A 24678-nucleotide genomic window follows, 5' to 3' on the forward strand; every position below is an offset into this window, starting at 1 on the left:
CCAAAATGATGTAATATATTGCTAAGCCTGCTGTTTCCTGATCCACACGCTGTTAATCAGGAAAAACAGGCGGGTAAGCGGACTGTTCTTCATCAGCTTGCGCGTTACGCTGCGCACTTCTTTCTGCGCACGCACCTTCGGATCGGATAAATACAGGGCAAGCAGCCCTTCAATGATAAGGCGATGAAACCGGGAAGCCGGCAAATGCCGCACATCCTCCCTTGCCCACTCCACTATTGTACCGATCCGTTCCGCCATCAAATGGAAGCTGTCGTAATAATTGCAGAAATTCAAATCTCCACCTTCCTGATCCTCCGCCTGATCAATCAAATAATCAAGCATGATATGCAGGCCGCATACGTGGGGGAAATAAACTTCTTTAATCGCCGCCGCATCCGGCGAAGACAGACCATCACCGCTGGCCGCTAAAAATAGCATAAACATGCCGAGCGTCGATCCGCTGGCAGCTGCGAATTCATTCCATTGCAAGTGCGGGTAGCGCTGTGCATGCTTCTCCCACCAAGCGAGCAGCTTCGGCTCACGCAAGTCATGGCGAATGTGCTTGTACACCTGCAAATCGCCATATAGGCTGACCAGCTCGGTTACATCACGCTGAACGCTGGCATAGGAAGGAAGCAGCGCTATTTGGTGCTGGCACACGGCAACGAGGTGGTGCAAATATCCACCGTCGTCCCGCTCCTTCCGGTGGGCATAATAATCCCGGAGCGGCGCTGCCGGATTAACCGCATCAAGCATGGACTGGTGCAATAGGCGGAAATCATCCGCATCAAGAGAAGTGCTGCGATCGCACAAATTGTCCAGGTAGTCGCTAATCGTTTGCAGCGCAACAATAAGCGGTATCAGAATATGCCGCTGTTCCAAGTTAGCCGCTGCATACACGCCGCCGCCCTGACAATGGAATTTCTTGCTCGCTATGCTGCTCAGCGCTTGCGTCCGCAGCTCCCTGTCAGGAATTTGCTCTGCCATCACCCGCAGCTTCCCAAGCTGCGCTTCAACTTCCGGCAGCACATATTTATATACGCGATGCATAAGTTTTAAAGGCCCTCGGGGCGCACGGCTGCCTGAAAATGTCGTCAATCTCACGATGCACCTCCTCCTCTTAAAAAATGCTGAATAACCGCCGGCTACCAGCCCATTATTACACGATGAATGAAACCTCCACTCATAAATGTACCATTTCAATAAACAATAATCCAGCAGTTCATGTTATACTGGTTTACAATCTATTAATAATTAGCTATAACACCTGTATAATCAAGGTTTTTTACAGTTATGGAGTGAATACAGCAATGACACAACTTGGCCTTGACAAGGCGAAGCCTAACACATCCCAAGAAACGCTGCGCCTCCGCGCCTTCAGCTTTTCTGCCTACTCAACACAGGCACTGCTCGTCTCCTACCTGCCATTATACTTTCTGGCGCGAGGCTACTCCGAGCATCAAATCGGCATTATATATGCAACTGGGCCCTTCATATCTGTCTTTGCGAATTTACTGCTAGGCTGGGCAAGCGACCGGTTTCAGACGATAAAAAAATTGTTTGTATTTTTATTATTCGGGCAGCTAGTCATGATCTCGCTGCTGTTCCCCATTCAAGATTTTACGATAATCTGTCTGGTGATGACGATCTTTTATTTTTTTCAGACGCCTATTAACCCTTTGAATGACAGCTTGATTTTATTATCCAGTCAATATACAGGTGTTCCTTATGCGCTCATTCGCATTTTCGGCTCGCTCGGGTTTGCCATATCGGCCTACTTGTTCGGCATTTTATTGAAGGAGATGGGCTCCAATTGGACGCTGCCGCTCGCAGTCTGTACGATAACGATAACGCTAGCGCTCTCCTTTCTGCTGCGTGATTATCGCGGGAGTGCCCGCAAAGTGGATTTCAGCGGTTTTTTCAAGCTGCTGGGCAAAAGAGAGGTCGTTTCCTTTTTCGTCCTCATTTTGATCGTATCGATCGCGCATCGCATGTATGAAGGCTTTCTTGCTGTAACGCTGCATCAAATGGGAGCTAGCGATTCACTTATTGGCCTCGCCTGGACACTTTCGGCCTGCAGCGAAATTCCCGTGCTGTATCTGCTTGGAAAGTACGGCCATAAATTCAAGGAGCTTCCGCTGCTGTTTATTGCATGCGTATTATATGCCCTGCGAATGTGGCTCATTGGACATTTGAGCAGCCCTTATCTCGTCGTGGCGACACAGCTCATGCACAGCATTACATTCGGCATCTATTTCTCGACTGCTTTGCGTTATATTTCGCAGATCATTCCCGATGAATTTCGTGCATCTGGCCAAGCGGTATATGCCGTTGTATGGACAGGCCTTGCCGGTCTGCTCAGTGGAACCATTGGCGGCTATGTATATGAAAGCTTTGGACGCACCGTCTTCTTTAACTTAGGTACTACGCTTGCTTTAATTGCAGCCGCAGGTTTTATTTACAAACATTATACGAGGCGCAGCGCTTGAACTTACGCTAACTGAGCGTCCCACTATAGCTCATGCCATAAATCAAAAAAACAGCTTCGGCTCCACACGATCAAGTGGCTCCTGAAGCTGTTTTTTGTTCCAGCCTGACTATGTAGACGTTAATCCCCAATTTAGTCCTCAAGCTCGAAGTTTGTATACACGTCCTGTACATCGTCATTATCGTCGAAGGAGTCCATCATTTTGGACAGCTTGTCCGCATTTTCACCTTCTACGGCAACCATGTTTTGCGGCAGCCAGCGTACACCTGCGCTCACGAACGTATAGCCTTCCGCTTCAAGTGCGCCTTTCACTTGCTCGAACTCATGCGGATGCGTCAAAATCTCGAAGCTGTCGTCGTTTACGACAAGATCCTCTGCTCCAGCTTCCAGCGTCACCATCATCATGGAGTCCTCATCAATTTCTAAATCCTCACGGTCTACAACAAGCAAGCCTTTATGATCAAACATATAGGCTACACAGCCGCTTTCTCCCATATTGCCGCCACGCTTATTAAAAGACGAACGTACATCAGCCGCCGTACGATTGCGATTATCCGTCAAACAACGAACCATAATCGCTACGCCTCCTGGGCCGTAACCTTCATACATAATTTCTTCATAATCGACTGCGTCGCCGCCCGTCGCCTTCTTGATTGCCCGCTCAACGTTATCATTGGGCATTTGCTCCGCACGTGCATTGGCAATGGCCGTCTTCAGGCCAAAATTCGCTTCGGGATTCGCTCCGCCTTTACGTGCCTGCACATAAATCTCACGCGACAGCTTTACAAACTTATTATTTTTAGCCTGATCGGCCTTCCCTTTGCGATCCTTAAACAATTTAAACTTCATGCCACTCGCTCCTCCGACAAAGATTCCACCTAACAGTGTATCATTTCCCGCCTAATCCGGTCAAAGTCTAAAATGCGAAAAGCGCATGGCAAAATTACGAACTCCTGTTACATATCCTTAAGAAATATAGCCTTTCTCCCTCCAATAATCCATCGCAAAATCTTCGCCAAAAAAAGGTTTCGTTCCATCCAGCATAACTTGGTTGCAGCGTGTAAGCAGCTTTCGGCCTTTTTCAAAAAATTTGACCGCCTCCAGCAATTTAGCTCCGCCTTCGTAATTGACCATCGTATAATCGTCATCATCTTCATCTTCTGAATACTGAACGGAAATACATTCAGAGCCGTCCATATGCTTCTGGATACGGTAAGAGAAATATTCGACCTTAGCATCGCCCTGTTCATCGGTATAGTCTCTGGCCATGCGCACCAATGCCAATCGCGGAGCATCATTGTCAAGTTCTCCCTCTTGCCGAAATGAAAAATATACATCGCCGATCCATAGCCCGTTCCGCTCTTCATCATCATAATCGTTATAAGGCTCGACAAGCGGGAGAGCCAACAGCTCGCGCACCTGCTGCGGATCAATGAGATGACGAGCGTATTCATAGGTCGATACAGCTTGCAGCAAATGAATCCAGTTTTGCTGGCAAAGCTGCTGGATAGCGGCTGGTGAATCATCATCGATCTCCGACCAATCCGTATGCTCGCCCGTGACGCTGCGATATTTGCCTGATAACTGCCATTGCATCGTGCGTGACTGATCTACAGAGCCCGATTGTGCAGCAATAGGTTCTATTTTAAGCAACGCTCCATACGCTTCCCCATCCTGAAAATAGACGCTTCGAAAATGTCCAGAAACCGCTTCATTGCCATATGCGGTTGCACGGAAAAACTGATCCCCCAGCCAAAACTCATAGCTTGAGCTAGCAGCTTCAGGCTCGCCTAGGAAGCAGAGAGAATCAGCAGTCACCTGCTGCATATATAGCGGCCGGAGCTGTGTATCTTCGAATAAAAAAGGAATTTGCGGCTGCTCATGAATCGGCTTAATTAGAGCTTCATATAAAATTGGCTTGTCTTCCTTCAGAAGACGCAGCATTTCCTCTCGCCAGACGGATGGCTCCTCATCCTCATCTAAAATAATGTCTGGAACAAAAAGCTCGGTCATGTCGAAGCCCTGCCATACACCGAAGTCGTCCCATTCCTCTATGTATCGTTCAAAAGCTGATGTCCCTTGAATACGCACTCTATATTGATCGCTTGTCATCATCAGCTTTGCCTGCATATTGCCCTCAACGATGAGATCACCGTGATTATAATCTCCCCAGAACATTTCATCCACCTGCAAATTGCCTGCAACATGGATCTCCTGTCCGCCAACAACCATATGGCTAGCGCGCATATTGCCAAGAACGATCAGGCCGGTAGCACCGTCTGTATCTGTATTGCCAACATAACGATCCAAAATTAAATTTCCTTCAACGAGAATGAGCATAGCATCCAGGTCGAGTAAAAGCTCGCTAAGCCGCAAATCCCCTTTATAATACCAAACTTCCTCTTCTTCAAATTCGCCATCATTTTGTTCATGGCGCAAGTAATACCAGCTCTCGCGAGGCAATTTCAGCTTGATTTCGTTAAAGCGCATCCGCTGAAACTCGGCACCGGCTTCCATCATCATTGTCCCCCTTTAAAAATAGTTCAAAACGAGGCTTATCTCGCTCTATTATACAGCACCATCCACTGACCACTATCCTAATAGCCTGTTAAAATGCGAAAAGGAGCCCCCGAATTAACCGGAAGCTCCTGTACATGCTGCAATCAAGTATTATAAGAAACTTCGAATCTTATAACTTAACGACGTTAGCCGCTTGTGCACCGCGATTGCCTTCAGTGATGTCGAACTCTACCTCTTGGCCTTCGTCAAGCGATTTAAAGCCTTCGCTTTGGATAGCGGAGAAATGAACAAATACATCCTCGCCGCCTTCTACTGAGATAAAGCCATAGCCTTTCTCTGCGTTAAACCATTTAACTGTTCCTTTCAAATGAACAACCTCCTAGAAAAAATAAACCGCTGTTTAATCAGCGTATACCCTATATTATACAGTCTTAAACTGGAAAATGCAATTAAACCCTTATTTTCAAAAAATAATCTGATCCAGGAATAAAAGGAAGCTTTGCTGGCATAAGCTCAGCTTGACCGCCCCGCTCTGCGACAGCCTTTAGCAGCTCCTCCATGTGCGGGTAAGCCTTCCAGCTTAGCGACAACAGCGGGTAAATCCGCACCTGTCCGCCCGGCTTGCACAGTCGCATCATTTCCAAAACAGCCTGCTTATGGAAATTGAAATCAAACTGCTCCGCATACAAAAACAAAAAATGGCTGCATAACACAAGCGAGAAGGTTCCTTGTTCAAAAGGGAGCTCCGGCAGCTGCCCAAAACGATAATGGGCTTTCCCAGCAACAGATCGCAAATGACTTGCAAACAGCTCAAGAGAACGCTCTCTTCCCGCGCGATGATTCGCAGCGTCCTTATAATAGCTCCAGTCGAATGCCTCCTGCAAAGCGATCAGCTTGTTTGTGGAAACTTCAATTTCTTCTGCAGATTGTGCAATCCACGACTCCACATCTCCGGCATAACGTGGATCAACAGCATGGGCATCATACCCTCGGGCACATGCCTCAGCGGTAAATGAAGCGCCTCCAGCAGCAATGTCGAGTAGAGGCCCCGCACCCAAATCGTCTGCTTCTAATCCGAACATGTGTACATACTCATCAAAACCCCGGCAGGTGATGGCAACGCCTACCTGCTCATACTTCAATTGCTTCATCTTCTCAGCTCTCCTCGTCTCAGCTACACTCTTCCTCGCGAATACGCTCCTATCTCTATAGAAGCTTCGCCTCACAAATGCCTCTTTCCCGCATTATAGCTGATATTATAACACCATCCCTTATTGCTTTCCACCCCTTGGATAGCTAAAATAGTAAGAATACGGTGTAAGCCGTAATGAAAGGTAAGGTGACCTATACATGTTCAAGAAACACGAGATATTCAAAACCGACAAATACAATATGCTGACGGTAGAAGTACAGGGGAAAACCCTCGTCGTACGTGATATTTCTGATCAATGGGGCGAAGAATGCTTTACGTTCGTAAGCCGTCCTGAAATGATGCATTGGGCCGAAAATCGCTTCCGTGCTGACCAGTATGTTGGCCGCGAGGAAGAACGGGAGAACATCATCCGTGCTTTCAAGGAAGTATAAGCAGGAAAAATTAGCCTTTAGAGCGAAGACTAACGAGACAGTGTTATGCTTGCGGCTACAGGGGGTGTACGTTTCCAGATGGATTTAATGACTAATATCATCTTTATTGTCGCTTCCTTTGCACTGGGGTGGATTGTCCTTGCAAAACGCGATACTCTCGCTCCCAATTTGCGCCGCGGGCTGGCACTTGCTTCGATTGTTTTAATTGCATTCTCGTTTTTCCTTATTGTATTCAGTCTGTTTCAGATGGGAAGCTCATAAACGCTGGCGGCAGCTGACAAGCCATACACCAAGGAGCAGCCGCCAACGCATGAAATACAAGGTAAATTCTTGTATTTCAACATAACAAGACCGCCTCCGGTACATACTAGGTACAAATTTATGCCCGGAGGCGATTGCAACTATGAAATGGCTACCCGTCCTTGTTTCTTTAAGCCTGACAGCCGGGATTAGTGGCGCTGAGGGAATGATTCAGCCCGCCTATTCCAAAACGGCACCATATGCTACTTCATCTACCATTATACCAAGGAGGAATTCGATGAATCACGTACCTAAGCGTTCCGAAACGAAAGTAGAAGCCCGTTGGAAGCTCGAAGACCTGTTTGCAGATCAAGCCGCATGGGATAAGGAGTTTGCCGCTGCCAAAAGCCTGATTGGCAAAATCAGCGCTTTTCAAGGCACATTGGCTGACCCGGCCCAGCTGAAAGCCTGCTTCGAGCAGGAGGATGAATTGTCGCTGCATGTGGAGCGTCTATACGTGTACGCCAATATGAAGCATCATGAGGATACGGCTGAGCCGACCTATCAGGCTTTGTCCGACAAATCCAAGAAGCTGAGCGTGGAAACAGGCGAAGCCCTCTCTTTCATTACACCAGAGGTGCTTTCCTTAAGTGATGAGGCGCTGGATCAATTGATCGCGAATCCGGAGCTGGCAGCGTTCCGTCATACGCTCGAAGAAATGCGCCGCCAGAAGGCCCATGTTCTCTCGAAAAATGAAGAGGCGCTGCTTGCGCAAGTGGGCAATATGAGCTCTGCTCCCGGCACGATTTTCAATCTGCTGAACAATGCCGATTTGAAGTTCCCGAAGGTCAAGGACGAGAACGGCGAAGAGGTTGAACTGACGCAGGGCCGTTACATTCAGTTTCTTGAGAGCAAAAACCGCGAGGTGCGCAAAGAAGCTTTCCAAGCGATGTACAATACATACGGAAAGCTCAAAAATACAATCGGTGCAACGCTGAATGCCAATGTAACGAAAAATATTTTTTACTCCCGTGCCCGCAAGCACGATTCCGTTCTCGCCATGTCGCTCTATGGAGATAACATCCCCGAGACGGTTTATACAAACTTGGTTGACACGATTCATAAGCATTTGCCGCTGATGCATCGCTATATGAACCTGCGCAAAAAGCTGCTCGGCGTTGACAAGCTTCATATGTATGATTTGTTCGCTCCGCTTGTAGAGGAATTCGATATGAACATTACGTATGAGGATGCGAAAAAAACGGTCAAAGAAAGCTTGAAGCCGCTCGGCGACGATTATTTGAACGTGCTGCAGCATGGCTTTGACGATGGCTGGATTGACGTGTATGAGAATGAAGGCAAGCGCAGCGGCGCTTACAGCTGGGGAGCGTTTGGCACACATCCTTACGTGCTGCTCAATCACAAGGACAACTTGAACAGCATGTTTACGCTGACGCATGAAATGGGCCACGCCCTGCATTCGTATTATTCCGACACGACCCAGAACTACCGTGATGCGCAATATACGATTTTCCTCGCGGAAGTGGCTTCCACGCTGAACGAAGCGCTGCTGATGGACTACTTGCTTGACAAGTCTACCGATCCGAAGGAAAAAATGTACCTGCTCACCTACTATGCGGATCAATTCCGGACCACGGTGTTCCGTCAAACGATGTTTGCCGAATTCGAGAAAATCATTCACGAAAGAAGCGAGCAAGGCGAATCGCTGACACCACAGGATTTGAGCAAAATCTACTACGACCTCAATGTTCAATATTATGGCGACGATATGGCCGTAGATGAAGATATTGCGATGGAATGGGCACGTATTCCCCATTTCTACAACAGCTTTTATGTGTACAAATACGCAACTGGCTTCTCGGCCGCAACGAGCTTCTCCAAGCAAATTTTGGAGGAAGGCGCGCCAGCAGTCGAGCGTTATCTCGGCTTCCTGAAGAGCGGCGGCAGCGACTTCTCAATCAACATTTTGAAAAAAGCGGGCGTCGACATGTCCTCGCCAGAGCCGATTGAGCAAGCGATGAGCGTATTTGAAAGTCTCATCGGCCAAATGGAAGAGCTGACAAAATAATAAATTTGTGCACGCTCTCTGCCTCCTGGCTTGCTTTCTGAGCTAAGGGGATAAGCTTTAAAAACAAAAATAACACCTTCCACTCCTATATCAAGGAGAGAAGGTGTTATTTTATTTTGCAATTAAAGCCACCAAAGGCCCAGTGTCAAGCCAACTACACCTGCAAGCAAGGATGACAGCATATTAACCCGGTCATTGTTCATAAAATCAAACCCGCGTATCCGCTCGGTCGGCACGCCGCAGTGCGTACGACGCTCCGTTTCGCTGCCGCAGCTTGCGCAGCGGTACATCGCCTGCCAAGTGGCGCCAAGCCATGAGTCGGCAAAGCAGCCGGCAAATCCAGCCATTGCCGCAGCAGCAATAAGAGCTATAGCTGATGTAAGGCTAAGGCCGCCACCTGTAAGCCCCACTGTTCCAGCCTGCAGATCGGCTGCAGACGCTGGATGAAACCAGGCCAGCATAACGGCGGCGATGGCGCCAATGCAGGCTGCTCCAGCGAGCGCCGCGAGTGAGCCGAGCCGCGTCACAGCACCGCTCGTGCCGGGAGCAACTATTTTGCCGCTCGTCACCGATCGAGGTGGGCGCTTGCTCAGCGCACCGATCTCCGTCGCCCATGTGTCGGCATTTACGGCCGCCATAACTCCAATATAAGCGAGTAGCCAGCCATCGCCAGCTGCTGGAAACAGCGCATGGCCGAAGCACAGCAGCAGACCTACTCCGCCATTCGCCCACACTTGTCCAGCGTCGCGACGTCCTGTTTTTTCATATCCCGCTTCCGCCTTCGCTTTCGCTCGGGAGTGCTTTTTCCATTTCGACCATAGGGTTGAGGTAACGAAAAACGCAATAAGACAGGCGAACCATACCGGTTCGCCCCATGTCACAAAGCCCGTGCCCATTGCCATTGCCGATAAAGCACCCGATAACGAAAGAGAGCGGAAACGATAGGCGACGAAAGCAATTAAGCCGCTTCCAACAAGACCGCCAAGCAGCCTGAGCCACCATTCATCGATCCAGCCTACCATTCTTCTCGCTCCTCTCCAGTTCTATCTCTCAGTCCTGCCATTGCCTGACGCCAGCGATTCGGGAAATTCGTGCAAATCATTAGCTCCCGGTCCAGCTCCGCGATTTTGCGAATAGCCCGTTCCTCGTTTATCGTCCAGGCCATTACCTGAATGCCAGCTTCCTTAAGCAGCTTCACTCGCTCCTTATTCAGCCTCGAATAATCAATCGAAAGCAAGGTCGACCCCGTCTGACTCAGCTCCAGAGGCAGCGTCTGACGCCAGCCGTCAATAATTAAGCCGGTACGAATACGTCCTTCCGCCAGCTTAAACAGCTTATTCAGCGCTCCGGCATAGAAAGAGGTCAGCACTACTTCATTTTCCACGCCGAATCGGAGCACGCTTGCAAGAACTTGCTCCTCAAGCGCAGGATAGCGAATGCCATTCGTCTTGAGCTCAATGTTTACATTGCAGCGCCCGGCTGTTAATGCCAGCACTTGATCAAGTGTCGGTACTCCCTCATCTTTGAACAAGGGCGAAAACCAGCTGCCCGCATCAAGCGCGCCAAGCTCGGCAGCCGTCCAGTTGCGGACATCCCCTTTGCCATTCGTTGTACGCCTTAGCTTATAATCATGAATAACGACCGGAATATGATCCTTCGATAGCTGCACATCAATTTCAATCCAAAACACATCAGGCTCTTCCATCGCCAGCTTTACCGCTGCAAGCGTGTTCTCCGGTGCGCGTCCTGACCACCCGCGGTGGGCAACGCATACATTTCTTGGCTCAGCCATGCGCTCCTCCTCGCTGCTCTTTATTTAGAGACGAGAGCGCCATCCTCACGGAGCTTCACGCCAAAGGACAGGCTCGTCAGGCGCTTAAGCAGCGCTGCCGCATTTTCAGGTTCCATGAGCACTGGCTGCGCTTTGTCCGAGGACATCGGGTAAAACTTCAGGTCACAGTTCCCTTTTTTCGTGCAAATCGCATCCAGCACACCTGTCTCTGCAGTCGGCCCCTTCGGGTAAGCGCTAAAAATAAAGTTCCCTAAACTGTATGCAATCCACTTGCCTTTATACGTCTCAAAACCTTGCAGCACATGCGGATGGCTGCCGATAATGAGATCGGCTCCCGAATCTATGTATTCACGTGCAAAATCCCGCTGATATTGCAGCGGCGTATCTTTGCGCTCTTCTCCCCAGTGAACCATCACGACAACCAGATCGGCCTGCTCCTTCGCTTTCTTAATTGCTGCCTTCGCTCTCGTCGTATCGTAGGTTTCCGCTACGCCTGCAACATTTTTGTCTGCTTTCCACGATACTTCCGGTACAACTCTGCTCAGTCCAATGTAGGCTACTTTAATGCCGCGCACGTCTTTAATGACAGGCGCAAACGCATCCGTATCATTTTTGCCGGCTCCCATATGGGAAATGCCCGTCTCATCGAGATGCTTCATCGTATTAAATAAACCTTCGACGCCTTGGTCAAGCGTATGGTTGTTCGCCAAGCTAACGATATCAAAGCCGGCATCCCGAAAAGCAGGAAGCGCTTCTGGAGAACCTTTGAACACATACGTCTTATCTAGCGCCGGAACACCGCTATCCGTCACCGGATACTCCAAATTAGCGGCCATAATATCCGGCTCGCTCAAATAAAGCAGCGATTGCTTATATGGATAGTCGTACCCATTCAGCTTCATCATGTCGCCAACCGAAGCTGCCAGCAAAATATCGCCAACAAAGCTCAGCTTCACCGTATCCTCGTCCCCAGCCTGAAACGACGGCTGCTCGCCAGAAACGTCATTGCCACCTGTGCCATCGACCGCTTCATTGCCAACCTCTTCCGGCTGCTTCTCCGGGGTTGCCGCTGGCTCGCCTGCGCCGTTAGCCTCATCGGCTGTAGGAGCAGGTTCCTTCGTTGCTGCCGCTTCATCAGATGGAGAAGGCGAGCTGCTACCTGTGTCCGTTTCCGCGTTTTGCGGCTTCTGACCATCGCTCATGCCCGCGGAAGCGGCATCGGCTGCCTGAGGCTTATTTTCCCTATTAAATAAGGACCCAGCATCAAACCAGTTTTGCGTATTAAGCCATAAGCCAATAACGACTGCAATAAGACCTAACATAAAGCCGTTGAAAATGATGAGGCGTCTTAGTCTTCTTTTACGCCTGATTTTTTGCTGCTGTCGCGATTCTGTTCTAGATCTATTCATGACAGGATGCTCCTTTATGAATAAAGTTTCCTGTCTATTATAGCAAGCTTGCTATAAATATGCGAAATAACTAGGAAGAGGAGAGCGCAGCAGCCGCAATTTCCTTGCCCTGCCGAATACAGTCCGGCAAACCTACGCCGTCGAAAGCCGCTCCTGTAATATGAATGCCTGGCACCTGCTGGGCCAAACGCTTGCGCAGACGCTTCGTATGGGACAAATGGCCAACCGGATATTGCGGCATAGAGCGCGGCAGCCGTGTAATTTCCGTAAATAAAGGCGCCGCGGTAATATTCATCGTCTTCTTCACATCTTCTCTTACGGCAGCCATTAGCTGATCATCCGGCAAAAAAGGCGTGATTTGATCGCCTGCCCTGCCTACATAACAACGAAGCAGCACTTTGTCTCCCGGACTTGTATGCAGCCATTTCGTCGAGGTCCATGTGCATGCCGTAATTCGCAAGCCTTCCGAACGCGGAATAACAAACCCCGAACCTTTGAAGGTTATACCCAAGCTCGCCTTGTCAAATGCCATTACGACGTTTGCGACCGATACATAATCAACTGCCCGCAGCTCCGCGCAATCGACCAGCGGCTCCAGCAGCTCCGCTGCCTGAAAAGCTGGTGCAGTCACAATGACTTTGTCGGCAGGCAGCTGCTCCCCGTTTGCCAGCTCAATCGTATAACGGGACCCAGACTGTTCTCCAGCCGTCATGCCAGTAAAACCTGCTGCTGCTTCATCGCCCGCAGCTTTATCATGAATCGCAGTCACCGCCTGGCCTAACTTACGCTCCATGCTCGGTAAAGCTCGGTCAAGCGCATCTACCAAAGTAGACAGCCCGCCTTTAAATGTAAGAAACACGCTGCTTCTTGCCCCTTCCGGCAGCATGCTCATATCGGGAGCCTTAGCGAGCTTTTTGTTGCTGCGCATCCCGCGAATCAAGCTGCCATGCTTGCGCTCTGCAGCTGCGAACTGTGGGAACGTCGCTTGAATGCTCAGCTTGTTAAGGTCGCCAGCGTAAATGCCCGCCAGCAGCGGCTCTGCAATGCGCTGCACAACCTGAGTCCCCAGCCGCCGGCCAAGGAAGCCTCCCAGCGATTCGTCGCCAGCATCACTCCGCGAAGGCTTGATGAAGTCAAGCAGCGCCCGCAGCTTGCCGCCCCAAGAAAGCAAGCCCGTCCGGGCGAAAGGCATAATTTCCGTCGGAATGCCGAGCACGAGTCCCTGCGGCATCGCATGAAGCTTATTTTTGAACAAAATATAGGATTGCTTGCCCTTTGGGTTCGTACCCGTCAGCTCGGACTCTATGCCGAGCTCTTTAGCCAGCTCTATAATCGCCAGCTTGCGGCTAAGAAAAGAATCAGGGCCGCGTTCGATGACGAAGCCGTCACGCTGCAGCGTATTAATTTTGCCGCCCAATACCTCGGCGCTATCGACAAGCGTAATATGAATCGCTTTACCTTGCCGCTCCGCTTCCCGCTGCAAATAAAAAGCGGAGCTCAGCCCGCTGATCCCCCCGCCAATAATGACAATTCGATCAGCTTCTCCGATTCTCCGCATCTCATTCATCCTTTCATTACCAAACTCTACGTTGCTTCTATTACAGACTCCGCCAGCGTCTCCATATACAGCGGGTCGCGATTTAACATTTTAATACGCTCAAGGGTAATGCCCATATTTTTCGCTGTTGTCTTCGCTTCTATATCGAGGTCAAACAATACCTCAAGATGATCCGACACAAAGCCGATTGGCGCGGCCAGTACAGCCTTAACACCCTGTTCAGCAAGCTCGGCAAGTGTCTCCAAAATGTCCGGTCCCAGCCAAGGCTCTCTCGTCCGGCCTGCGCTTTGCCAAGTAAACTGCCATTTATCGTCCGCAATGCCAGCCTGCTTCGCAATCGCTCGCGACGTCTCCAGCAGCTGCTCCTCATAAGGATCGCCTAGCTCGCGAATTTTTTCCGGCAAGCTGTGCGCGCTGAACAGCACTTTTACATTCGTCTCTCCGCCAGATGATGCGCTTAATCGTGCAAGCCCGTCCGTCACCCGCTCCGTCAATGCCTTGAGCAGCTTCGGATGCAGATGGTATTGCTTGACAAACGTCATCTCCAGGCCAAGCTCGCTTGCCTTCTCCTGCGCACGCTTGATGTAGCTGCCAACGCTCATCGTCGAATAATGCGGGGCCAGTACAATGCCTACTGCCTGCTTAATTCCGTCACGAGCCATTTGCTCCACACCGTCTTCGATAAAAGGACGGGCATGCTTAAGCCCCTGATAACAGGCATAACGGCCTGGAGCGAGCTGCTCCAGCTTATCCTGAAGGCCAGCCACCTGCCCGTTCGTATTCTCACGCAGCGGGAATACGCCGCCGACAATCGCCTCATACCGGCCATATAAATCCGTTAACTGCTCTGGAGTAGGCGGATGTCCACGACGAATATGCGTATAATACGCTTCTACATCATCAAGGCTTTCCGGTGTTCCATATGACATAACGAGAACTCCGATTTTGCTGTTTTCAGCTTCCGACATGGCTCGTTTCCTTCCCTTCGCGCGCTGCAATGTATTTTTTTGAATACGAATGTATGTAAGCCGTCAGCTCTTGAAGCTTCTCAAGCGAGGCCTCAGGAAATAATCCATGCCCCAAATTAAAAATAAATCCTGGCTCTTCCAATCCCTGTTCAATAATTTCCGCCGCATACGATTCAAGTACGCTCATTGGAGCTGTCAGCAGGACAGGATCCAGATTGCCCTGTACCGCAAAGCCGTGATTCAAACGGCGGCGTCCCTCTGGAATCGATACTCTCCAGTCAAGGCCAATCACATCAGCCTGCAGCTTGTGGAGCTCCGGCAGCAGCTCGCCCGAGCTTACGCCTGGGAAATAAATTTTCGGCTGCGGCAAATCCGACAGCTCGCTGAAAATCCGCTCGATCGTCGGCAGTACAAACTTGCGGAAATCTGCTGGCGCAAGCGCGCCTACCCAGCTATCAAACAATTGAAAAGCCTTGCCGCCACTAGCGATGTGCGCACGCAAATAAGCGATAACCATATCGCCCAGCTTGTCCATCAGCTTGTTCCATACTTCTGGCTCACTGTACATCATAGCCTTCGTGCGCAAATAATTTTTGGACGGTCTGCCTTCAATCAAATAGCTGGCAATCGTAAACGGCGCTCCGGCAAATGTAATAAGCGGGACATCAAGCTCCCGGTCTAAAATCCGGATCGTTTCCAGCACATGGCCGAGATCGCCTTCTACATCGATTGGCTTTAGACGATCTACATCCGCCGCGCTGCGGATCGGGTTATCGATTACGGGTCCAACATTCGCCACAATATCAAAATCAATACCGATTGAAGCAACCGGATTCATAATATCCGAATATAAAATAGCGGCATCCACGCCGAGCTTGCGCACCGGCATCATCGTCACTTCCGCAGCCAGCTCCGGCTGCTTGCAAATTTCCAGCAGTGAATATTTCTCTTTTATTTTTCGATATTCAGGGTCGTATCTTCCAGCTTGGCGCATATACCAGACGGGTACCTGATCCAGCTGTTCTTTGCGGCAGGCCCGAATGAAACGGTCATTATAGCTCATGTTCGCCGTTCCTCTTTTCTATATAATTTTCTATTAACTCCATTATGCCCGTTTTTGCAGGGGCTAACAACCGCCAGCACCGGACTTCCTATGACAATGTTATGACACTCTCTTAACGCATTCACTTTATTATAACCTGATCCAAGGCGAATTTCGTGCTTTTCTGACATATTGTTCTTCGCATTTCTGTCTGCCCTGCAGCTTGTGCTATACTAAAAAACATGGAACAGTGGAAAAAAAATCTCATCGTACTTTGGTTCGGGCAATTTCTCGTAATGGCTGGAATGACCATGATCATTCCTTTTATGGCGTTTTATTTGCAATTTGAGCTGGGTCTAACCGATCCGCATGAAATTGCCGTATGGGCTGGCCTTATTTTCGCCGGCAACTTCGTCACGCAATTTATTTTTCAGCCGATATGGGGAAAATACGCCGATCGCTACGGACGCAAGATGATGCTGCTTCGCTCCGGCATTGGCATGGCGATTGTCATTGTGCTGATGGGCTTTGCGACGACGCCGTGGCATCTGCTGCTGCTGCGCATGCTGAACGGCACGATTTCCGGCTTTAACCCCGCAGCGGTGGCATTAATATCCGCCAGCACGCCTAAGGATCGAATGGGCTATGCGATGGGAACGCTCCAATCAGGCGGCATAGCCGGAACGATATTAGGCCCTTTTATCGGCGGGCTGCTGGCTGACGCTGTCGGCTACCGTCCGATATTTTATTTAACAGGCTCCCTCTTGTTCGCCGCATCTATGCTGGCATTGTTCGTCGTGAAGGAGACGTTCGATTTGCAAAAGGCAGCAGCTAAAGTGCAAATTTCCGTCATCGAGGGCTTCAAGCGGCTGCGCGGCATTCATGAGCTGACATCGCTGTATGCGGTCACCTTCCTCATCCAATTCGCAATGATGAGCTCGATGACATTGCTGCCGCTGCATGTGCAAAGCCTGCACGGCCCGACAGCCAATTTGGCTTTTTGGGCGGGCTTCGTCGGCTCGGCTGCTGGCATCTCCAATCTCATTGCGTCGCCCGTGCTAGGTAAGCTCAGCGATCGCATCGGGTCGGAGCGCATTCTCGGCTATTCACTTATTGGCGCGGGACTCACCTTTATCCCGCAGGCACTCGCCGACAGCGTACCGCAGCTGCTCATTTCCCGGTTTGTGCTGGGTATTTTCCTCGGCGGACTTGTGCCAACGGTCAACTCGCTCATTCGCAAATATACGCCGGACGGCATGGAATCCCGTGCCTATAGCTTTAACAGCAGCACGCTCGGCCTTGGCAATATGGTCGGCCCGATTACCGGCGGCGCGCTATCCGGCTGGATTGGCATCCGGGGGCTGTTCATTGTGTCCGCAGTTATGATGCTGCTGAATGCACTGTGGGTGCATCGGTCGCTGCTGCGGGGCAAACGGAGAGCTGCACAAAGTTAGCTAGAGATAGCTCTGCGGATTTAACGTGAAAGAACCGAGCAGTAAGTCTCCGCCGGGCAATAATGGAGCTTGGATGAGACATTTGGAAGTGGAGATCGCAAACAAATGCCTTGTGAGCTGCTATCAAGAAGAAGCAAACAAAGGGGATAGTGAACCATGGGGCAAGTCAATGAGGCACTCTTAACATTTCTTTCCGAACTGGAGTTGATCATCAGCCCGGCTTCATAATCGGTCTTGCCAATCAGCTTGTGAGTTTCGACTTTACTGAAGTGGCAATGTGAGGTAAAGACTATGAAGACATTCTTAATGGAAGCAGAAACGGCATGAGCGCTCCGTCCAAATATCGTTCACAACATTCCATTACTACCACTTTTCTGTTATAATTTTGTAATAACGTGAGGAGGGGATAGTAATTGACAAAAACTAAGTTATTCATTTGGAGTTGTATTATTCCGCTTTCTTCTATTTTTTGGAGCCAACTTTATCAGGACGGGTATAAAGTGTTTAAATTAGGCTTCCCGCTTAATTTCATTACGTATCATGGAGCTGAAGCGCCTGCTTACAATTTCCTCATTTTCAAACACTTCCCATTTTCAACATCTTTCAGAGTAGATATTTATGTAGCAAGTGTAGTTATCACCTATTTTGTTCTGAAGTTTATAATAAAAATGTTGGGCCGAATCAAACGTCCCACCATATGAATTAGAATGAATACAATAAAAAAGAGCACTCTTCGTAATTGGAAGCCGCTGAAAAAGTCCAACATCTAAATAATGAAAAACATAAGTTTTCAGTGGCCTCTGTAATAGAGGAGTGCTCGTTTTAAGTTATTCACTAATAAAGACGCAAACTTGCATTCCATGTATCGTTCAAGGTTGCACCAATAGGTATGTTGTTCCATGTAATACCTAAAATATAATATCCTTTTGCTGTAACCTTTATTGTATCTCCCGAGGTTACAGTTGTTGCAAAGTTATACGAGTGATTAGTCCCAACCCATGAATAAATGTGTATGCCACCTAAGTAAGATGAGAAATTGGATGCACTTGTGAAGTAGGGTTTCCCATTAGCGTGAGAATAACTATAATCATATGAAATATTACAAGTAATAGTAATTGCAGTACCACCCCATCCCGGATTACCTGGACACCACCATTCGTTAACATATGATGCATTATAAGTGGTAGCAGCCAAATTACTGAATGAATTTAGTTTACTTTGTTCGCTAGCTGGAATAAGGATTTCATCTTGAAAATGTGACTTTTCATTCAAAATTGATTTCTTAAATTCCTTAAGTTGGATCTCCAAATCATACAGACTGCTAATTTCAATAGTTTCATTCGCATTTGAAAGAATCGAACTATCTTGAGTGGCTTCAAAACCATACTTATTAAGAAGATTAATCAGATCTTGCTCCGAGTTAGCTTCTTCATTTGCACTTACAACAGAAACAGTCGAAAAAAGAAACATTAAGGAAATTAAAATAGCAGCAAACTTTTTCATAACAACCTCCAAAATTTTTTTGTTTAATGAATCTACAAATTCTATGAAATAAACATGTAAAAATGTGGCTCTTTTGGATAATTTACCTCCTCGCTAACAACATACCACATTGCATCAATTTTGTTAACATTTTTTTACATCGAGATGGAGTGAATTTTTGAAGGGATGATCAGTTAAAATAATTGCAAGCAGCAGCGATAGACTTTTCCTAATCACATTGCTTCTATATGCTTATATGTTACTCATCAAAAACCATTCGAACATAGACAGGTCGTAGGAGGGATGTACTCAAAATTCTGAATATAATAAAGCATCTACCTAAGTTTAATAGAATAATGGAGATTATATTTTGAATTGTCTATAGAAGAGATTTTGCAACATAGCCTGAATAATCGGCTGACTGTAAAAAGAAAATAAAGTTTTAGACTGACGAGGTTGATTCAACACGGTTGGTCGGGTGGGTCAGCCATTTCAGTCTAAAACTTTATTTTCTTTGCTCAACAAGATCATCAGCGAACCTTCACCACAAGCCCCACTCGTTGTTCGAAACAATCAAACAATTATTGAGCATCTGGGGGTAACCGCTGCTCTAAAAAAATCCAGCTTAGTCACACTTGATGCAATGCAAGCCAACGCAAGCCCGACTGGCCGGCAGAGAATCGGTAACACGAACACGTAGAGGAATTTTAACCACAACCCCAACACTCAAGATGTTGGGGTTTTATTATTGTAAATAGATTCAATATTCTTTCTATTCTAAATAAAACTTACCGTTGCATTGGTGTAATGCATGATACGGAGGAGCTGGAATGCTCGTTGTTTTTAATAGTTTCACCGGAAAGGTGAAGCGATTTGTCAATATGCTCGGGCTGCCAATAAGGGAGATCGAAGACGGGCTAGTCATTGACGAGCCATTTGTGGTGGTCACATTTCCTCTGACAGCAAAACTGTAACGTAAACTTCACAGGGAAAAAGGAGATAAAGCAGCCTCGGCATTTACGCCGGGGCTGCTTTTTCAAAATATAAGCCGCGAAACGGTAGCTTTGCCGCCAGAGTAAGGCGTCTGTCGTTTACGCTTGGTTGTGCACTTAGTGTATCCTCTACTAATTCCCCAGATAAAGGACATCGCTTATCCTGTTATCCACTTTTTGTTGTCCCATTCCTGTTGCCTACTCAATCGTCAGACAGCAGGAATAGCTCGTCACCAACATGCACAAGCCCCATTTTCGTAACCGAGGCGTACAAGCCGACATGCAGATTAAGCTCCTGATTTACTTTTTTGAGCAGCGACATATCCCGCTCTTGCGTATCGGGGTCTAGCGCAATCATGGAGCAGCGCTCGCAATGCTCATCTACTCGCAGCTCCGCGCTGCCAAGCTGGAGCCGCTTGCCGATCCAGCTGTCTTCATCCGGCGCATCGCCCGCAAGCGCCACAATCAGGTTTGCCCTGAACCGCCGCGCATCGAGCGGCTTGCCCCACATCGCCTCCAGCCTGCTTAGCAGCGCATCCGTCACAATGAGCACGCTGCTGGCATCCGCGCCTAGCAAATCCAGTGTTTGCGGCGCATAACGCCGCATGGTAATGGTCGTGCGGGTGTGCGCCTGTATTTCGGCGAGCAGCTGCTCGCTCCAGGCGAGCTCGCGATTGTCAGGCGACGTGACCGTCACTTCGGGAAACTCGGAAGCCGCTGCCGTACCCTTTTCACAATCAGCATTGCCTTGGAGCTTCGCCCTGTAGCCAAGCATCGCCGGAATTTGCCGCGCCGTAATAAAGCTGTCCCAGCCTTGCTTCGTTTCATCTATAAAAGCATGGCTGCGGTCGCCGTACAGCCCATACGTCTCCACCCTGCTGGATGTGAGCCGCTCACCCGCAAACGATTTAATCGGGTAACGGTTCATTTCCTTAATCGTCCCAATCCGTGTTTTTACAAGTCCAACTGCCGGTTTTTCTGCCAATGCCCTCTTCTCCTGTCTCCTGCAAAATAACTGCATAAAACGGGCGCTGCCCCCATAGAGCGGCAGCGCCCGTTTATATTTATACGACGATTCTATTTGCTATCATAGCACAGGAAGCTCTTTCTTCAAGCGTCGGGGCTTCCGATTTACTACGACTATGCTGGATGCTACAAGCGCGAGGCCCACCGCCAAATTAATCGTTACATGCTCATTCAAAAACAATACGCTGAACACGATCGCTATAAGCGGAATCAGAAACATGAACGAGCCGACCTTCGCTGAATCGCCATTGCGAATTAGCTTGAAGTAGATAAGCCAGCCGACCGCAATAACAAAAACAGAGATGAACAGCGTATCGAATATGAATGGCATATTCCATACAATATCGGACCAGCTTTCGGTCACCGACCCTGCGCCCAAAATGGCAATACCGCCAATGACCACCTGCATCGCGGTCATCCAAAGGGAATCGACCCGCGGCGCCATTTTTTTCGTATAGATCGTTCCTCCCGCCCAGCATATGGCCGATGCAATCGCAAGCAGCACGCCCCACACGGAAATATGGCCGGAGATGCCGCCCGTCGTAATCGCCGCAACGCCGGCGAAGCCTAGCAGCAGACCGAAAATTTTTAGCGGATACATCGCCTCGCCAAGCCAAAGCCATGCAAACACACCGAGAAGCACAGGCTGCAAAAAGACAATCGCCGTGAACAGTCCAGCCGGCATATATTGGAGCCCTATCGTCTGAAAGCTGTAATACAAGATGATGTTCAGTATCGAAGCAATGAGATAAATATGCCAATTCTGCTTTAGGCGCAGCGGCCCCCGCTTCCAAATCGCAAAGCCTACAAGCAAAATACCGCCAATCAGCGTGCGAATGCCTGCAAATAATAAGGGTGGAGAAAAGTCCAGCGCATATTTGGTGAGCGGCCAATTAATGCCCCATATAAACACGAGAAAAATTAAATATATCGTTGCCGCTGATCGGGAAATACCAGGCACTTTGAACAGCTCCTTGTGTGGTCGTTTTACCGAATGATACATTAGTTTTCAGCATAAATAAAATAAATGTTACACGCAGCAGCAAAAAAGCTTTATTTTCCAAGACGCTTCCGCCATGAAAAATAAAGCTTGCGCGACTTGCACTTGCGCGATTAGCTGCGTTTTAAAGCTCCAGCTCCCTACGCTTAGCGACCAGCTCGCTGAATTTCAGCTCCAGCGCCGCCTTGTCTTCGGCTGAACGCTGGGGCAGCGACAGCAGCGCCAACGTCTCAGCGAACTCTTGCTCCAGCTTCAGCCGCAGCTCCTCCTGCTCCACGCTCGCCTTCGCCGCTTCCGTTCCTGCTGCTGCCGAGTTGCTTGCAGCAGCGCCGCCATCGTCAACCGCTTCATTCTCGCTGAAGCGCCATTCCCCGTCACCGAGCAGTTGCAGGATATGTGTCGCCGCCCCTCTAACCAAGCGCCGATCATGCGAAGCAAATATAATCGTTCCGGGATACGCCCGAAGCGTTTCTTCCAGCTGCTCACGGGCGTAAATATCCAAATAATTGGACGGTTCATCGAGCAGCAGCGTATTATGCCGCCCCAGCAGCAGCTTCGCAAGCGCTGCCTTCACCCGTTCGCCGCCGCTCAGCAGCGCCACCTGCTTAAACACATCCTCGCCTTTGAACAGCGTCCTTGCCAATACGGTTCGCACATGTGCATCGGGATAGACGGCTGATGCCAACACGTTTTGCAGGACACTTTTGGATTCATCCAGCAGCGATAAATCCTGGCGAAAATAGCCCATACGGCAGGATGGGGCCACTACAACCCCTTCCGCTAACTCATATATGCTCCGAAGCAGCGTCGTTTTGCCCGCCCCATTGCCGCCTACCAGCGCAATGCGCATGCCTGGCTTGATTTGAACGGACAGCTCGTGGAACAGCCTGCGGCCATCTGACAGCTTTGCCTCCAGCTGATCCAGTCTGAGCACATGCTTGCTGCGGCAAGGCTCATGCACCTGCGTATCGAACAAGGGCATTTCCAGCTCTGCCGGCTTCTGCTTCACCTCCAGCCGCTCCAAACGGCTTTCCAGCGCATCCGCCGCCTTGTTCAGCTTCGCCTGCGAGCTGCGCATGCCTTCCAGCCCTAGATTCGCCTCCTTATAGCTCATTCGCTTCGGCTTGTGGCTGATGCCCTTTGCCGCTTGGCGCACTTTGGCGAGCGAACCCAGCAGACGGCTCTTTTCCTTGGCGTACTGCTCGTATTCAAAAGCTTCGCGGGCCCGCTTCGCCTCCTTTTCCCGCTTATAAGCCGAATAATTGCCTTTGAAAATAAGGAGTTCCCCATCCTCCAGCTCAATAATCGAGGTACATACAAGGTCCAGCAGCTCGCGGTCATGGGAGACGAAAATGACGGCTCCCGGATACGCCGCGAAGGCTTCTTCCAGCTGGCGAATGCCTGCCGCATCCAAATGGCTCGTCGGCTCATCCGCAATTAATATTTCCGCTCCGCTTGCGAACAGCTCAGCTATCGCCGTTCTCGTCTTTTCGCCTCCGCTGCCAAAGCCTTTCGCCTCCTCCGCAGCCAGCGCCTGCCAGCGGCTGGCATTTTCCCCTTCGCTATGGCTGCGGGAGCGGCAAATCACGTCCTCTTGCAGCTCATGCTTATCGCTGAGCACATCCGAGGGCAGCTGCGCTGCTTGTTCATCCGCCGCTGCCTCGCCCCGATAGCCCGCTGCCTGGCGCAGCTCGGCAATAGAGCCGCTGCGGGTCAATGTGCCTTTATCCGGCTCCAGCCTGCCTGCCAGCACAGCCAGCAGCGTCGATTTGCCCGCACCATTGACGCCAATGATGCCAATGCGATCGCGGTCACCCAGCTCCCAGACACCGTCCAGCTTGCCTAACAATCGATCCTGTACTGCTATTTCTATATGTCTAACCTCTAATTTTCCCATAAAAAAACCTCCCCAGCTCGAATAAGTATCGATCTGAAGAGGATTATTCGCCAATTATAGCCATTCCGAAAAAGCATGCAGTTACCCCTGTTCACGTATAGCAGCAAACAAGCACGCCAAGGTGAAACGTCTGTCTCTGTCCTTTGGCGGCAAAGCCTACCGTATCGAGGGTGAAATGTACGGGGCATGTCCGGAAATGGGCGCAATAATCCTATCTTCAGAAAATGAACTTTTAATGAATCACAAGTTGTCATTTACAAGCTTCTGAACGAATAGGTTATTTTCTCATGTTCCTCGGACACCGTTCCCTCTCTCGCGGGGCGCTGATTTTAATTCCCCCTCATTATAAAATAATGAGCTTGCGAGCGTCAACCTTCGCCCCGCGCTAATCAGACAGACAATCCTTTGCCCTGCCATCGCCATTCACCTGTTATTTAACAATCGCAATAGCCAGTCCATCATAGCCGGGAAGCACCGTGCTCAGCAGCCGCTCATCATTTGCAATCCGCTCATTAAACGCTCTTACCGCTTGTATAGCCGGACCAACTCTGGCCGCATTCATAGTCCGTCCACGCAAAAATACATTGTCTCCTACAATAACGGCTCCTGGCGTTGCTAAAGCGAGCGCATATTCCAAATACGCGGGATAACCTTCCTTATCCGCATCAATAAAGAAAAAATCAAACTGCTGACCCTCTGCTTTAAGCTGCTCCAAGCTCGCTTTGCCATCGCCAATTTTGAACGTGACAGCCTGTCCGTAGCCCGCTGCCTCCACATTGCCGCGCGCGACCTCCGCGTATTCCGCCTTCAGCTCCAGCGACGTCAGCCGTCCGCCTTCTCCCGCTCCCCGCAGCAGGCAAATACCGCTGTAGCCGCCAAGGGCACCGACTTCGAGCAGCTGCTTCGCGCCTGACATGGTGACGAGCATCGTCAGCAGCCGGCCATAGCCGTCAGCAACGGAAATGTCCGGCATGCCGCTTGCCGCAAGGGTTTCGCGCACCCGAATCAGGTCTAAATCTTCCTTATATAAGCTATCTGCATATTGTTCATTTTCGTTCGTCATTTTTTAACTCATCCTTTCATTTGTCAAAACAAGCTGCGTTTACTATACTTGATTGTATGATTTTGACCGTGAGG

22 protein-coding genes are annotated in these 24678 nt (G+C 49.6%); 6 read left to right on the forward strand and 16 right to left on the reverse strand.

Annotation, left to right across the window (positions count from 1 at the left end; genetic code table 11):
• Window positions 1-21 precede the first annotated feature (21 nt).
• Complete coding sequence (locus MHB80_RS19225; protein WP_341283031.1) at window positions 22-1050, reverse strand: tetraprenyl-beta-curcumene synthase family protein; 1029 nt, start codon at window positions 1048-1050, stop codon at window positions 22-24.
• Between the two features lie 260 nt (window positions 1051-1310).
• Between MHB80_RS19225 and MHB80_RS19230 the strand changes: the two genes are divergently transcribed.
• The gene (locus MHB80_RS19230) at window positions 1311-2489 is read left to right on the forward strand and encodes an MFS transporter (RefSeq protein WP_341278474.1); all 1179 of its coding nucleotides are present in this window, start codon (window positions 1311-1313) and stop codon (window positions 2487-2489) included.
• A gap of 131 nt (window positions 2490-2620) precedes the next feature.
• Here MHB80_RS19230 and MHB80_RS19235 read toward each other — a convergent pair whose 3' ends face one another.
• The 4 genes from MHB80_RS19235 to MHB80_RS19250 form a co-directional block, all read right to left on the reverse strand.
• Window positions 2621-3337 (reverse strand): YebC/PmpR family DNA-binding transcriptional regulator, encoded by a 717-nt coding sequence (locus MHB80_RS19235; protein ID WP_341278475.1) that lies wholly within the window; start codon window positions 3335-3337, stop codon window positions 2621-2623.
• 117 nt (window positions 3338-3454) lie between these two features.
• A complete protein-coding gene (locus MHB80_RS19240; protein ID WP_341278476.1) occupies window positions 3455-5011 on the reverse strand; it encodes a hypothetical protein in 1557 nt (518 codons plus the stop codon).
• Window positions 5012-5177: 166 nt separating this feature from the next.
• A complete protein-coding gene (locus tag MHB80_RS19245) occupies window positions 5178-5375 on the reverse strand; it encodes a cold shock domain-containing protein (protein ID WP_046229980.1) in 198 nt (65 codons plus the stop codon).
• An 82-nt stretch (window positions 5376-5457) separates the two neighbouring features.
• On the reverse strand, window positions 5458-6159 hold the full coding sequence (locus MHB80_RS19250) for a methyltransferase domain-containing protein (protein WP_341278477.1): 702 nt from the start codon (window positions 6157-6159) through the stop codon (window positions 5458-5460).
• A 199-nt stretch (window positions 6160-6358) separates the two neighbouring features.
• On the opposite strand from MHB80_RS19250, the gene MHB80_RS19255 reads away from it, so the two are divergent.
• The 3 genes from MHB80_RS19255 to pepF all read left to right on the forward strand — a co-directional run bounded on the left by MHB80_RS19255 (window position 6359) and on the right by pepF (window position 8921).
• Window positions 6359-6592, forward strand: coding sequence for a hypothetical protein (locus MHB80_RS19255; RefSeq protein ID WP_341278478.1), 234 nt, complete (start codon window positions 6359-6361; stop codon window positions 6590-6592).
• Window positions 6593-6670: 78 nt separating this feature from the next.
• The gene (locus MHB80_RS19260; RefSeq protein ID WP_099519659.1) at window positions 6671-6853 is read left to right on the forward strand and encodes a hypothetical protein; all 183 of its coding nucleotides are present in this window, start codon (window positions 6671-6673) and stop codon (window positions 6851-6853) included.
• 277 nt (window positions 6854-7130) lie between these two features.
• Window positions 7131-8921, forward strand: coding sequence for an oligoendopeptidase F (gene pepF, locus MHB80_RS19265; protein WP_341278479.1), 1791 nt, complete (start codon window positions 7131-7133; stop codon window positions 8919-8921).
• Between the two features lie 122 nt (window positions 8922-9043).
• Here pepF and MHB80_RS19270 read toward each other — a convergent pair whose 3' ends face one another.
• The 6 genes from MHB80_RS19270 to hemE form a co-directional block, all read right to left on the reverse strand.
• Window positions 9044-9943: a DUF92 domain-containing protein gene (locus MHB80_RS19270; protein WP_341278480.1), complete on the reverse strand. Its 900-nt coding sequence runs from the start codon at window positions 9941-9943 to the stop codon at window positions 9044-9046.
• Window positions 9937-10713 carry a glycerophosphodiester phosphodiesterase family protein gene (locus tag MHB80_RS19275; protein WP_341278481.1) on the reverse strand — a complete coding sequence of 259 codons (777 nt, stop codon included), beginning with the start codon at window positions 10711-10713 and terminating at the stop codon, window positions 9937-9939. The genes MHB80_RS19270 and MHB80_RS19275 overlap by 7 nt, the downstream gene beginning before the upstream one ends.
• A gap of 20 nt (window positions 10714-10733) precedes the next feature.
• On the reverse strand, window positions 10734-12122 hold the full coding sequence (locus MHB80_RS19280; protein WP_341278482.1) for a CapA family protein: 1389 nt from the start codon (window positions 12120-12122) through the stop codon (window positions 10734-10736).
• Window positions 12123-12192: 70 nt separating this feature from the next.
• On the reverse strand, window positions 12193-13680 hold the full coding sequence (hemG, locus tag MHB80_RS19285) for a protoporphyrinogen oxidase (RefSeq protein ID WP_341278483.1): 1488 nt from the start codon (window positions 13678-13680) through the stop codon (window positions 12193-12195).
• Between the two features lie 26 nt (window positions 13681-13706).
• A complete protein-coding gene (gene hemH, locus MHB80_RS19290) occupies window positions 13707-14648 on the reverse strand; it encodes a ferrochelatase (RefSeq protein ID WP_341278484.1) in 942 nt (313 codons plus the stop codon).
• Complete coding sequence (hemE, locus tag MHB80_RS19295) at window positions 14635-15711, reverse strand: uroporphyrinogen decarboxylase (protein WP_341278485.1); 1077 nt, start codon at window positions 15709-15711, stop codon at window positions 14635-14637. Before hemE ends, hemH begins: the two co-directional genes overlap by 14 nt.
• A 221-nt stretch (window positions 15712-15932) precedes the next feature.
• Between hemE and MHB80_RS19300 the strand changes: the two genes are divergently transcribed.
• Together MHB80_RS19300 and MHB80_RS19305 are read left to right on the forward strand one after the other, a co-directional pair.
• The gene (locus tag MHB80_RS19300; RefSeq protein WP_341278486.1) at window positions 15933-17144 is read left to right on the forward strand and encodes an MFS transporter; all 1212 of its coding nucleotides are present in this window, start codon (window positions 15933-15935) and stop codon (window positions 17142-17144) included.
• 413 nt (window positions 17145-17557) lie between these two features.
• Window positions 17558-17845: a hypothetical protein gene (locus MHB80_RS19305; protein ID WP_341278487.1), complete on the forward strand. Its 288-nt coding sequence runs from the start codon at window positions 17558-17560 to the stop codon at window positions 17843-17845.
• Between the two features lie 133 nt (window positions 17846-17978).
• Here the strand turns inward: MHB80_RS19305 and MHB80_RS19310 are convergent, their stop codons facing one another.
• The 5 genes from MHB80_RS19310 to MHB80_RS19330 form a co-directional block, all read right to left on the reverse strand.
• A complete protein-coding gene (locus MHB80_RS19310; protein ID WP_341278488.1) occupies window positions 17979-18647 on the reverse strand; it encodes a hypothetical protein in 669 nt (222 codons plus the stop codon).
• 1173 nt (window positions 18648-19820) lie between these two features.
• Window positions 19821-20603, reverse strand: a complete 783-nt coding sequence (locus MHB80_RS19315) for an MOSC N-terminal beta barrel domain-containing protein (protein WP_341278489.1) — start codon at window positions 20601-20603, stop codon at window positions 19821-19823.
• Between the two features lie 102 nt (window positions 20604-20705).
• The gene (locus tag MHB80_RS19320) at window positions 20706-21605 is read right to left on the reverse strand and encodes a DMT family transporter (RefSeq protein ID WP_341278490.1); all 900 of its coding nucleotides are present in this window, start codon (window positions 21603-21605) and stop codon (window positions 20706-20708) included.
• Window positions 21606-21768: 163 nt separating this feature from the next.
• Window positions 21769-23541, reverse strand: coding sequence for an ABC-F family ATP-binding cassette domain-containing protein (locus MHB80_RS19325; protein WP_341278491.1), 1773 nt, complete (start codon window positions 23539-23541; stop codon window positions 21769-21771).
• 430 nt (window positions 23542-23971) lie between these two features.
• A complete protein-coding gene (locus tag MHB80_RS19330) occupies window positions 23972-24604 on the reverse strand; it encodes an O-methyltransferase (protein WP_341278492.1) in 633 nt (210 codons plus the stop codon).
• Between the last annotated feature and the right edge of the window lie 74 nt (window positions 24605-24678).

Source organism: Paenibacillus sp. FSL H8-0537 (assembly GCF_038051995.1).
Lineage (GTDB): Bacteria > Bacillota > Bacilli > Paenibacillales > Paenibacillaceae > Pristimantibacillus.